The following is an 11,808-nucleotide window of genomic DNA, read 5'->3' as shown; positions in this document are numbered from 1 at the left end:
TCAGGCAATACAAAATCGCCTGACACGACGCCTTCGCGAGCAAGCCCGCTCCCACAGGGAGGGATTGTGTTTATTTGCCCGGAGTCAGGGTCAAGCGCGTCTTGCCATACACCCGGTCAAAGTTCTGCGGCTGCATCGGCAAGCCGATGTACTGGCCCTTGAGCCACGCATCGATGCCGTTGAGGTAGTTCGGGCTCGCCGGGTTGCCGGACTGGCCGGTGCCGTTCTGGCCCATCAGCGGCTCGCTCTGGCTGAAGTCGACGATGAAACGCATCGACGGCGCCCGCGTGGTGTTGAAGTCCTTGCCCCAGGCAAACGCCGCGGTATTGAGCGTGGTGTGATCGCCGCCGGCTGCCAGCGGCCCGCGAACGGTCTGGCCGTTGGCGTTTTTCCACGTGTAGCCATGCAGTTTGCCCCACTGCCAGGCCTTGTGATCGCCACCCAACTGACTGTCTCCAGCGTTGATCGCGGCCGCCAGACTGCGCGCCAGAATCTGTGCCTTGTCTTCTTTTTGCGGTGTGCGGATGTCATCCCAGAACGGGCTGTCTTCACGCCCCAGCAGGTGATCGGCCTGCGCCGAATAGGACAAGTCGCCATTGGCGATAAAGGCTTTCCACGCCGGGCTGGACTCGGGGCCAAGTTCGTCGAGGAAGATCTGCTTCATGCTTTCTTGCAGAAACAACTCGTAGATCGCCGCATCCGCCGACGTCGGGCTGAGCTTGCCGTCGAACGCCATCAATCGGGTCAAGGCCTCGCGAGCCTTGCTGCGATCGGCTTCCGGCAGGGCGTCAATCGCCTGTTTCAGCGGCTGCTTCATGCCCGGCGCTTCGAACATTTTTTTCAGCTTGGCGGCAAACGTCGTGGTCTGGTCGTACTGCATGGCGATCACGCTGCGACCGTCCTGTTTGCCGCTGCCGGCCAGTTCCGCCAGACGTTCGCCGCGCTCCGGCGCCGCCCAGGAGTTGGACAGTTGCATGCCGTAGCCATGGGGAATGACGCGCTGGTTGGCGGTGCCGAGCCAGCCTTGGGTCGGGTCCTGATCGTACGGGTGCAGCATCGGGTCGGCGTAACCGTCCCAGTCGTAGCGACCTTCCCAGCCCGGCGATGGCAGCAGGCCTTCGCCTTCGCGACGGTTGGGGAAACGCCCGGTGACTTGCCAGCCGATGTTGCTGGCGTCGGCGAACACCATGTTCAGGGCGATGGCGCGGATCTCGCGACTGGCGTCCGAGGCGCGTTCAACGTTCTGCGCGCGGGTCAGGTCAAAAAACGCGTCCAGCGATTTGTCGTCGGTGAAGCTCGGTGTTTGCAGGGCCAGGCCAAAACCATTGCCTTGTGCGGCCTGGGCACTATTGAGCAGCGCGCCGTGGCGGGTTTCGTACACCGCTTCGCGAATCGGCCGCTGGCCTTTGACGAAATAGGTTTCGTTGCGCACGCCCAGCGGTTGCCACTTGCCGTTGACCTCATAGGTCAGGCTGTTGCCCTGACGGCGGATCTTTTCCAGGAACAGGTCCTGGTTGTCACCGAGCACGCTGGTGGCGCTCCACGCGACTTTGCCGTTGAAACCGCCGAGGATCATCGGCAGACCGGCGACGGTGACACCGGCAGCCTGATATTTCGGCGCGCGGATCTGCACGAAGCTCCACAGCGACGGTGCCGCCAGTGGGCCATGGCTGTCGCTGGCCAGAATGCTCTTGCCGCTGCGGCTGCGTTGCGGGGCGATCGCCCAGTTGTTCGACGTGCTGGCGCCCAGCAGATTCATCGCTGCCAATTGCTGGCTGGCATTGCTCAGCTCGGTGAGACCGGGGATCTGCCCGTTGAGCTTGAGGCCTTGCAGCTTGTCGGCCTCGGCCAGTGGCAGATTTTCATCGGGTGCGGACGGGGTCAGCCAGGCGAGTTTGTCGCTGGTCACGGTTTGCGCCAGCACCAGGGATGAGATCTCTTCCGGCAGGTTGGCCGACTGGCTGAAGTTCAGCAGCGCGAAGATCAGCGCCGAATCTTCCGGTTTCCAGTATTCCGGCTTGTAGCCACTGGAGGCGAGGTCGCCCGGCAACTTGTCGGCGTAGCGGAACAGGTAGGCGTTGACGCCCCGTGCATAGACTTCAAAGAAGCGCTGGAGCCGTGGCGACGAAGCCTTGTAAAGCTCGGCGGCGCTTTTCTTCAGGTTGACCGCACGCATGTAGCGGTCGGCGTCGAGCATCGACGGCCCGGACATTTCCGCCAGACGTCCCTGAGCCAGCAGGCGCAGGGTGACCATCTGGTTGATGCGGTCGCTGGCATGAACATAGCCGAGACTGAACAGTGCGTCGTGGAAACTGTTGCTCTCGATCAACGGCATGCCTTGGGCATTGCGTCGCACCGAAACGTTCTGCGCCAGGCCCTTGAGCGGTTGCACGCCGGAGGTGGGCGGGAGGGTGTCCTGAGCGTTCCAGGTCTGGCAACCGGACAGGCTCAAGACACCGGTCACTGCTGCGGCAACGCCGAACCGGGGAAGAAAATGTGTAAGGGCTGGCGAGGCCATGGCAAAGCTCCTGCGGGGGTGTAGAGGCTGGGGGCGCAATAAAGCCGCTACGTTAGTGAGCAGGAGGTGGCCGCGCAAGCGGGGGCAGGGGTTATTTGTGTATTTCTGTCGAATGGAAAAGATCGCAGCCTGCGGCAACGCCTGCATTGGATTGAGTACACCCTGCAGGAACTGCCGAAGGCTGCGATCTTTTGCGCTTCAATCAGGCTTTCGGCGGGTTGATCTGCTGCACCAAGGCATACGCCTGCACCGTCGCCGGACGCTCCTTGATCCGGTTGAACCAGCGCAACACGTGTGGGAAGTCTTCAAGGTTCTGGCTCTGCCACTTGTGCGAGACGATCCACGGGTAGATCGCCATGTCGGCGATGCTGTATTCGCTGCCGGCGACGAATTCGTGATCGGCCAGTTGCTTGTTCAACACGCCGTAGAGGCGCGCGGTTTCGTCGATGTAGCGTTTGATCGCGTAAGGAATTTTTTCCGCGGCGAACTGGCTGAAGTGATGATTCTGCCCGGCCATCGGCCCCAGGCCGCCCATCTGCCAAAACAACCATTGCAACGCGGTTTGCCGGCCGCGCAGGTCTTTGGGCAGGAATTTGCCGGTCTTCTCCGCCAGATACAGCAGGATCGCTCCGGACTCGAACAGCGACAGCGGCTCACCGCCATCGGCCGGTTCGTGGTCGACGATCGCCGGAATCCGATTGTTCGGCGCGATCTTCAGAAAGTGTGGCTGAAACTGCTCGCCCTGGCTGATGTTAATCGGATGCACCTTGTAAGGCAGGCCAGCCTCCTCGAGGAACAGCGAAATTTTGTGGCCGTTGGGGGTGGTCCAGTAATACAGATCGATCATTGCAAACTCCAGATCAACAATTGGCTTGGTTGCGTAGAGCAAACGCCGGCAGCAGGTGGTCCCGTGTGTTCGATAGCTTGCTTAATAATTGCAGGTGATGCTGAACTGCGGAAAATTCAATGACCCCCGTGAGAAAAATCGCCATGGAGCTGAAGGCCAACGCGGCACTGATCATCATCGACCAGCAACAAGGCATTCTGGAGTCGCGCCTGGGGCGGCGGAATAATCCGCAGGCCGAAGAACGCATGCTCGACTTGCTGGGGGCATGGCGCAGCCGCGGGCGACCGGTGATTCATGTGCAGCATCTGTCGCATTCGCCGGATTCGGTGTTCTGGCCCGAACAACCGGGGGTGGAGTTTCAGCCACGGTTTGCGCCGCAGCAAGGCGAGTGGCTGATCCAGAAACGTGTGCCGGATGCGTTTTGCGCCACAGGGCTGGAATCTCAATTGCGTGAGGCGGGGATCGGGCAATTGATCATTGTTGGCGTGGCCACCAACAATTCGGTGGAATCCACGGCGCGCACGGCGGGCAATCTGGGATTTGAGGCGTGGGTGGCGGAGGATGCGTGTTTCACCTTCGACAAGGCCGATTACTTCGGCACACCGCGCTCAGCCGAAGAGGTGCACGGGATGTCGCTGGGGAATTTGCAGGGGGAGTATGCGACGGTGGTCAGTGCGAAGCAGATTCTGGCGGCTGTCTGAACAGTTTGGGGTGAATGTGCCGGCCCTTTCGCGAGCAAGCCCGCTCCCACAGTCGACTGCGTTCAGTCAGCAGGAATGCGGTCGAATGTGGGAGCGGGCTTGCTCGCGAAGGCGGCTTGTCAGGCGAAGAAGGACTTCACCTGAAACATCAAGCGCCGTGGCACTTCTTGAATTTCTTGCCGTTGCCGCACGGGCAAGGGTCGTTGCGGCCGACGTCTTTCAGGGCGTTGCGCACCGGTTCCTGGTGAGCGTGGCCGCAGTTCGGGCCGTGGACATGGCCATGGTCATGATCGTGATGATGGTCATGATCGTGGTTGCAGTCAGGGCCATGGACGTGAGGTTGCTGAGTCATCGGTTGTGCTCCGGAATTAAATCGGCCGGGATTATCACGCCATTGCGCTCCAGGTGCACGTAGTGAGCGATGAATAAACCGGTTTCCATCTCGCCCTGCAGTTGATAAGGCACCTGCTGGTGCGGACTCTTGAGCATTTTCACCACGTCCTTCACTCGTGGCCACAGGTTGGTGCGGATCGGTATCCGGTAGAACGCGCTGCTTTTGGGGGGCACGGTGATCCAGTGTTCATGCTCGCCTTCGGCCAGCAGCAGATCCGCCAGATGAATGCGATATTCCATACCGCGCACGGTCAGGTCGCTGTCGTTGGGGTTGTCGATACGAAAGTGCAGGATGAATTTCTGTTCGAGCAACTTGGCCCGCACCACTTCGACTTTCACCAGGTGCACGGCTGGGTCGACGCTGTCGTCGCTGAACCACGAGGCGCAACCGCCGAGGTTCAGCAACAGCATCAACGTGAAGAACTGGAATGTGCGCCAACGACCGAGCATGGTTGAACTCCCTTTGCAGCCAGTCTAGACGCTAAAAAAATTGCAGGCCTATGCGCCGAAATACCCTGCACAGCACTTCTTGAACTTCTGTCCGCTTGCGCACGGGCAACTGTCATTGCGCCCCAGCTTCAACTGCACGGTCGGGTCGATGAAGTACCAGCGCCCGCTGTTTTGCACGAAAGATGAGCGCTCGCGGTGGCTGTGTTCGCCCTGGCTGTCGTGCCAGCGCGCGGTAAAGGTGACAAAGGCGTGCTCGGGCTGGCCGCCGAACACTTCCGAGCTTTCGACCTCGAGGCCGAGCCAGGTGCTTTGCGCGCTCCAGGCGCTGATCGACTGCCGATCCAGACCCGCCTGCTGGGCGGGCAGGGTGGTTGCCACCAGATAATCGATCAGCCCCAGCACATAGGCGCTGTAGCGCGAACGCATCAGGGCTTCGGCGCACGGCGCGGGATGGCCTTCGTGATAGTGACCGCAGCAGGCCTCCAGCAGGTTGCCGCTGCCGCACGGGCAAATGGCTGTACTCATTGCATTACCACCAGTATTTCCCGAAGTTTTCCGGATTGGCCCAGAACCGCGAGTTGAGCCAGTCGGGGACTTGTTTGTAGTCAAGCAGATCGTAGGTGAACAGGGTCAGTACCTGCTCGTCACGCTGAAAACGTTCGCTGGCTTGCAGCGCCAGTGAATAGAAATCGGTCTCCTGCCAGCCGCTGGCCGGCAGGTCTGCCAGCACAGCGATGCGGCTGGCATTGAGGTTGCGGATCCCGCCCAGCAGATTCAGGCCGTCACGCTTGGGCAGATGCTCCAGGCAATCGACCACCAGCGCCAGATCGAAGCGCCGTGCCGCGAGTTCGGCGGGCAACGCACCGGGTTCGGCGTGGGCGACGCAGCAGTCCGGGTGCGCCTGCTTGAACGCGGCGAGCGCCGGAAATTCGCTGGCGCCGATCAGCAGCAGACGCGCCGGTGCATAGCGATCCAGTAAAGCGGCCAGCGCCTGTTGCGGCGTGCGCGAAGAAATGGCGACGTTCATCGAAGCTCCTCAATCAGATCGCCAAGACTAGCGCGCCAGACGGATCCGGCCTAGACCCCGTTTTGTCGCGTATGGCAAAAGTGCCAAATCCCTGTGAACACGGTCCCAAATGACGCTGGCCTATTGCTGGCGGAGATTAAAACTCCGGTCTTTACTCCGTGAATCGGTTCTAAGCCGATCCCTCAGGAGAAAACCAGATGAGCATAGTTCGGACAGCGTTACCTTTGATTCTGCTAACCAGTGTGTTGACTGGTTGCGCAGGTTTGCAGAAAACCGACTGGCCGACCTGTGCGGCGGTCGGCGGTGTGGTCGGTGCGGGCCTCGGCGCGACGGAAAGTTCGGCGTGGGCCGGCTACGGCGCACTCTTGGTCGGCGGTACGGCAGCCGCCTATTGCTGGGTGCACGGTGATGGCGATGAAGACGGCGATGGTGTGCCGGACAGTCGCGACAAGTGCCCGCACACGCCTAAAGGTGTGCAAGTCGATGCTGACGGCTGCCCTCCACCGGCCCCTGCGCCAGTGGTAGAAGAGGCGGTCATTGTCAGGGAAGAAACCATCGTTATTCGTGATGTGCACTTCCAGTTCGACAAAGCCACCCTGACCGGTGCCGACAAACAGGTTCTGGACAAAGTCGCCACGCGCCTGAAACAAGAGTCGTCCACGGCGCAACTGACCGTGACCGGCCACACCGACAGCGTCGGCAGCGATGCCTACAACAAGAAACTGTCGGATCGTCGCGCGCACTCGGTGGTGGAATACCTGATTTCGCAAGGTGTGCCGCGTGCCAGCTTCGTCTCGGTATCGGGCATGGGTGAAAGCCAACCAGTGGCGGATAACAAAACCGCTGACGGTCGTGCACAGAACCGTCGTACCGAAATCAAAATCGTCCGCTAGCCCCTCTCGCATCCGCGGCTTGTGCAGTCGCGGATGCGGGTCTTTACTCCTGTGTAACCGGTATGGGCCGGTGACACAGGAGCTTTCACAATGACTGTTTTCCCAAGGTCCGTCTTGCCGGTGCTGCTGCTGGGCAGCTTGCTCACCGGTTGCGCCACTCATAGCGATGGCGATGCCCCGCTCAATCAACGTACATGGCCGATCTGCAGCCTCATTGGCGGCTTGGTCGGCGGTGGGCTCGGCGCGATTGAAAGTGGCGGCTGGGCCGGTGGCGGCGCAGCGCTGGGGATTCTGACTGGCGGACTGATCTGTTACGCCCAGGATGGCGATGAAGACGGCGATGGCGTGTTCGACCGTCGTGATCGTTGCCCGGACACACCGCCCAATACGCCGGTCGATCACCGTGGTTGCCCGTTGCCGCAATATCCTGTGACCGAAAAACCTGCGGAGCCTGTAGCGCCGCAAACCGAAGTCATCACCCTCAGCGATGCCGGCAATGTGTTGTTCGATTTCGACAAATCGGATCTGACCCCGGCAGCCAAAGCCCAGCTCGATACGCTGATGGACAAATTGCGCAACGCCGACGTGGTGAGCATCAAGGTTATCGGGCATACCGACAGCAAAGGTTCGGACGCCTATAACCAGGCGCTTTCCGAACGCCGCGCGAGCAGTGTTGCCGCCTACTTGCTGAGCCAGGGTCTGGCGCCGAACAAACTGACCAGTGAGGGACGCGGCGAGAGTGAGCCGGTGGCTGACAATGCGACCGAAGAAGGACGGGCGAAAAACCGTCGGGTCGAGTTGCATATCAATCGCTGAGACTTGTCTGTAGTCCGCAGGCTAGAGCTGCCGGGCGACGATCATCGTCGAACCGGCAGCGATCCGACGACTGACAAAAGTTTTTTCTTTTGCCCCTCTGGCTTATCCCCCGTGTAAGCCGTTACTGTGCGCCCAAAGAATAATTCCGACACGGGGGAGCGTATGAAGGTTTTCTGGGGGCTGGGGCGTTTGCTGACCCTGCTGTTCTGGTGCGTGGTAGTGCTCAATCTGCTGATGCCGTTTGTGCATCCGCTGCATCTGCTGGTCAATCTGGCCGGCGGCTTGTTGCTGGCGCTGCATGTGCTGGAGTTGCTGTTCTCTCGCCTCGAGGGGCGTGCCAACCCGTGGCGTGACCGTCTGCTGATCCTGCTGTTTGGCGTTTTCCACCTGCAAACCATCCCGGCCCCGGCCGCTCCGGAGGCTTCTTCCCATGCGTAAACTTTGCCTGCTCGCTGCATTCATCAGTCCCCTGGCCTGCGCCCAGGTGGTCAGTGTCGAAACCAATTCCCTGATGCGCCTGCCCAACACCGCCAGCACCTTGCAGCTGGAAAAACTCGAAGTCGCCGATTACGGCACCTTGCTGATTCCTGCCAATGTGACCGAACTGACCGTCGGCGAACTGCGCCTGGGCCATGAAGCACGCATCGCGATCGTCCCGAGTGAACAGGCGCTGGACATGAAAGTCATTCGCGCCGAACTGAGCGAAGGCAGCCTGATCACCGCACGCGGGGCACCGGGGACCTATGAAAAAGCCGCGCGTGCCGGGCGTAATCTGAATCTACAGTTCAAGGCGTTGACCGCACCCAAGCTGTTTGTCGATGCCCGTGGCGGTACCGGCGCACCAGGTTTTGTCGGTCTGGATGGCGGCAACGGTGAAGATCCGGGCTGTACCTGGGGCGAAGCCGGACACGGTTTTGATGGCAGCAATGGCAGCGACGGCCAACCCGGTGCTCCGGGTGCGCTGGTGCGCCTGGAAGTGCCCCGCGAGTTTCCGGCCGAGCTGATCAAAGTCGACGTCGCTGGCGGCGCCGGTGGTCCGGCGGGTGTCGGCGGCAAGGCCGGCCAAGGCGGCAAGTCCAAGGGTTGCCTGGTGTATCGCGCTGATGGCGGCAAGAACGGCAAGGCCGGGGCTGATGGTCAGCCAGGGCCGGTGGGGGCGGCGGGTGCGGTGACCGTGCAACGCCTCTAAATAACAGCACTATTCACAATTGTGGCGAGGGAGCTTGCTCCCGCTGGGTCGCGTAGCGGCCCCATCCCAGATACCGCGCTCCATCAGATTGAACGCGCCAGCTGATTTGGGGCTGCTGCGCAGCCCGGCGGGAGCAAGCTCCCTCGCCACAAATAGTACCTGTCGTCAGCGGGTCAGAACATCGGCCGCGCCGCCGCAATCGCCACCAGCACCAACCCGACAATCAGATTGATCCCCACCACCCGGCGAATCCGCCCCAGCACCGCCGCACCCGCGGGCCAGTCTTTCGCCTCCACCGCTTTGCGCAACTCCGGCAGCATCAGGCCCTGAATCCGGATAAACAGCGCCGTCATCACCACATACAGCCCGATCATCACTTGCACATACTTAGGCGCGGTCTCGAAGCCGATGTGCTGCAAATGCAACATGCCGACGCCGCTGATCGGCAACAGGATCACCGCGACCCAGACCCAGCGGAAAAAACCTTGAAACACTTCCACCCACAGGGTCAGGCGGGCAGGGCCGTCGAGAGCCTTTACAGCCGCCGGGCGCAGGACCATCCAGGCGAAAAACATGCCGCCGACCCAGACCAGGGCGGACAAGACATGCAGCGGATAAACGAGGCTAAAAGGTGTCATTGGGGCACTCCGTTCTGCGCGGGATTAATTAGCGGGGTATGATAGCCGCCATCCGAAACCACTGAAAATTTATCCAGCGTTTTTGCGCCCGACAATCAATGATCAGCACTGAACTCAAAACCACGATCCAGGGCGCCTATTCGCGTTTTCTTGAAGCCAAGAGCCTCAAGCCGCGTTATGGCCAGCGCCTGATGATCGCTGAAATCGCCAAAGTCCTCGGGGATATCGACACCGACGACGAAGGCCGGCGCAGTGGCGACCCCGCAATTGTCGCGGTGGAAGCCGGCACCGGTACCGGCAAGACCGTGGCCTACAGCCTGGCGGCAATCCCCACGGCGAAGCTGGCCGGCAAGCGCCTGGTGATCGCCACCGCGACCGTGGCCCTGCAAGAGCAGATCGTCTACAAGGATTTGCCCGACCTGATGCGCAACAGCGGGCTGAACTTCAGTTTCGCGCTGGCCAAGGGCCGTGGCCGCTACATGTGCCTGTCCAAGCTCGACATGCTGCTGCAGGAAGGCCACGCGCAAACCGCCACCGCCCAGCTGTTCGAAGAAGAAGGCTTCAAGATCGAGGTCGACGAGGCCAGTCAGAAGCTGTTCACCAGCATGATCGAGAAGCTTGCCGGCAATAAGTGGGACGGCGACCGCGACAGCTGGCCCAACGCGCTGGAAGACGCCGACTGGGCGCGCCTGACCACCGATCACAGTCAGTGCACCAACCGTCATTGCCCGAACTTCGGCCAGTGCGCGTTCTACAAGGCGCGCGAAGGCATGGGCAAGGTCGACGTGATCGTCACCAACCACGACATGGTGCTGGCCGACCTGGCCCTCGGCGGCGGTGCGGTGCTGCCCGATCCGCGCGACACCATTTATGTGTTCGACGAAGGCCACCACCTGCCGGACAAGGCCATCGGCCACTTCGCCCACTACACGCGCCTGCGTTCCACTGCCGACTGGCTGGAAACCACCGCGAAGAACCTCACCAAACTGCTGGCCCAGCATCCGTTGCCGGGGGATCTCGGCAAGCTGATCGAGCAGGTGCCGGAGCTGGCGCGGGAGATCAAGACCCAGCAGCAGTTCATGTTCACCGCGTGCGAGCAGATCGCCGATTTCAAGCCCGGCGAAGACGTCGAAGGTCGCGAGCGGCCACGCCATCGTTTCGTCGGCGGGGTGATTCCCGAGCACATGCGCGAGATGGGCATCGAGCTGAAGAAGGGCTACTCGCGGCTCAACGATCTGTTCACCCGTCTGACCGACCTGCTCAAGGAAGGCATGGACGGCGAGGTCAACATCGGCATCGCCAGCAATCAGGCCGAGGAGTGGTATCCACTGTTCGGCAGCCTGTTGTCCCGGGCTTCGGGCAACTGGGAACTGTGGACTGCATTTACCGCCGAAGATCCGGAAGACAGCCCGCCGATGGCGCGCTGGCTGACACTGGCCGAAAGCGGTTCGCTGTTCGACATCGAGGTCAACGCCAGCCCGATTCTCGCTGCAGAAACCTTGCGTCGCAGCCTGTGGAACGTGGCTTACGGCTGCCTGGTGACCTCGGCAACCTTGACGGCACTGGGCACCTTCGACCGTTTCCGCATGCGCGCCGGTCTGCCGAAAAAAGCGGTCACTGCCGTGGTGCCGAGCCCGTTTCATCATGCCGACGCCGGCGTGCTGCGGGTGCCGGATCTGAAGGCCGACCCACGCGACGCCGCGGCTCACACCGCCGCGATCATCCGCGAATTGCCTGATCTGGTCGAAGGCTCGCGCGGCACGCTGGTGCTGTTCTCCTCGCGCAAACAGATGCAGGACGTGTTCGATGGCCTCGACCGCGACTGGCGCAAGCAAGTGTTCATTCAAGGCAACCTGTCGAAACAGGAAACCCTGAACAAGCACAAGGCGCGGGTCGATGGCGGTGATTCCAGCGTGCTGTTCGGCCTCGCCAGTTTCGCCGAAGGGGTGGACTTGCCCGGGGCCTACTGCGAGCACGTGGTGATCGCCAAGATCCCGTTCTCGGTGCCGGACGATCCGGTCGAGGCGGCGCTGTCGGAGTGGATCGAGGCCCGTGGCGGCAATCCGTTCATGGAAATTTCGGTGCCCGACGCTTCGCTGAAACTGGTCCAGGCCTGCGGGCGTCTGCTGCGTACCGAAGAAGACCGCGGCACCATCACTTTGCTCGATCGGCGCCTGGTCACCCAGCGCTACGGCAAGGCGATCCTCAATGCGTTGCCGCCATTCCGTCGTGAAATATCCTGAGACAACGGTGGGCAGTTTTGCCCGCCGCGTTGTCTATCTCTCCGCCATCGCTTTTCCATTGGCCTTTTGGTCGTTAGGGAGAACTCCGTTCTT

General features: G+C 61.4%; 13 protein-coding genes. 6 read left to right on the top strand and 7 right to left on the bottom strand.

Annotated features, from left to right (window positions below; genetic code table 11):
• Positions 1 to 70 precede the first annotated feature (70 nt).
• Positions 71 to 2,518 (bottom strand): penicillin acylase family protein, encoded by a 2,448-nt coding sequence (locus tag AC27VU_RS24195; RefSeq protein WP_488725063.1) that lies wholly within the window; start codon positions 2,516 to 2,518, stop codon positions 71 to 73.
• A 202-nt stretch (positions 2,519 to 2,720) separates the two neighbouring features.
• The gene (locus tag AC27VU_RS24190; RefSeq protein WP_003222330.1) at positions 2,721 to 3,365 is read right to left on the bottom strand and encodes a glutathione binding-like protein; all 645 of its coding nucleotides are present in this window, start codon (positions 3,363 to 3,365) and stop codon (positions 2,721 to 2,723) included.
• A gap of 143 nt (positions 3,366 to 3,508) precedes the next feature.
• Between AC27VU_RS24190 and AC27VU_RS24185 the strand changes: the two genes are divergently transcribed.
• Entirely contained in the window at positions 3,509 to 4,066 is a 558-nt protein-coding gene (locus tag AC27VU_RS24185) for a cysteine hydrolase family protein (RefSeq protein WP_488725069.1), read from the top strand.
• Between the two features lie 148 nt (positions 4,067 to 4,214).
• On the opposite strand, the gene AC27VU_RS24180 is transcribed toward AC27VU_RS24185, so the two are convergent.
• The 4 genes from AC27VU_RS24180 to AC27VU_RS24165 are packed head-to-tail and all read right to left on the bottom strand — an operon-like array spanning position 4,215 to position 5,936.
• Positions 4,215 to 4,418 (bottom strand): SEC-C metal-binding domain-containing protein, encoded by a 204-nt coding sequence (locus AC27VU_RS24180; protein ID WP_003198420.1) that lies wholly within the window; start codon positions 4,416 to 4,418, stop codon positions 4,215 to 4,217.
• Positions 4,415 to 4,909, bottom strand: a complete 495-nt coding sequence (locus tag AC27VU_RS24175; RefSeq protein ID WP_003222333.1) for an LEA/WHy family protein — start codon at positions 4,907 to 4,909, stop codon at positions 4,415 to 4,417. Before AC27VU_RS24175 ends, AC27VU_RS24180 begins: the two co-directional genes overlap by 4 nt.
• Positions 4,910 to 4,957: 48 nt before the next feature.
• Entirely contained in the window at positions 4,958 to 5,434 is a 477-nt protein-coding gene (locus AC27VU_RS24170; RefSeq protein ID WP_003222334.1) for a YchJ family protein, read from the bottom strand.
• Between the two features lie 4 nt (positions 5,435 to 5,438).
• Positions 5,439 to 5,936, bottom strand: coding sequence for a DUF6231 family protein (locus AC27VU_RS24165; RefSeq protein ID WP_041070621.1), 498 nt, complete (start codon positions 5,934 to 5,936; stop codon positions 5,439 to 5,441).
• A 197-nt stretch (positions 5,937 to 6,133) separates the two neighbouring features.
• Here AC27VU_RS24165 and AC27VU_RS24160 point away from each other — a divergent pair, with 197 nt between their 5' ends.
• The 4 genes from AC27VU_RS24160 (at position 6,134) to AC27VU_RS24145 (ending at position 8,834) form a co-directional block, all read left to right on the top strand.
• Complete coding sequence (locus tag AC27VU_RS24160) at positions 6,134 to 6,829, top strand: PA1041 family peptidoglycan-binding anchor lipoprotein (protein ID WP_003222336.1); 696 nt, start codon at positions 6,134 to 6,136, stop codon at positions 6,827 to 6,829.
• A 90-nt stretch (positions 6,830 to 6,919) separates the two neighbouring features.
• A complete protein-coding gene (locus tag AC27VU_RS24155; RefSeq protein WP_103522357.1) occupies positions 6,920 to 7,645 on the top strand; it encodes a PA1041 family peptidoglycan-binding anchor lipoprotein in 726 nt (241 codons plus the stop codon).
• Positions 7,646 to 7,807: 162 nt separating this feature from the next.
• On the top strand, positions 7,808 to 8,083 hold the full coding sequence (locus AC27VU_RS24150; RefSeq protein ID WP_003222338.1) for a DUF1145 domain-containing protein: 276 nt from the start codon (positions 7,808 to 7,810) through the stop codon (positions 8,081 to 8,083).
• Positions 8,076 to 8,834, top strand: a complete 759-nt coding sequence (locus AC27VU_RS24145) for a collagen-like triple helix repeat-containing protein (RefSeq protein WP_103522356.1) — start codon at positions 8,076 to 8,078, stop codon at positions 8,832 to 8,834. The genes AC27VU_RS24150 and AC27VU_RS24145 overlap by 8 nt, the downstream gene beginning before the upstream one ends.
• 173 nt (positions 8,835 to 9,007) lie before the next feature.
• Here AC27VU_RS24145 and AC27VU_RS24140 read toward each other — a convergent pair whose 3' ends face one another.
• Positions 9,008 to 9,472, bottom strand: coding sequence for a DUF2269 family protein (locus AC27VU_RS24140; protein ID WP_003222340.1), 465 nt, complete (start codon positions 9,470 to 9,472; stop codon positions 9,008 to 9,010).
• Positions 9,473 to 9,570: 98 nt separating this feature from the next.
• Between AC27VU_RS24140 and dinG the strand changes: the two genes are divergently transcribed.
• Entirely contained in the window at positions 9,571 to 11,715 is a 2,145-nt protein-coding gene (gene dinG, locus AC27VU_RS24135; RefSeq protein ID WP_003222341.1) for an ATP-dependent DNA helicase DinG, read from the top strand.
• Positions 11,716 to 11,808: the final 93 nt, after the last annotated feature.

The organism is Pseudomonas sp. 14P5.3.2, assembly GCF_057799175.1.
This window is presented reverse-complemented; position numbering and strand designations above follow the sequence as displayed.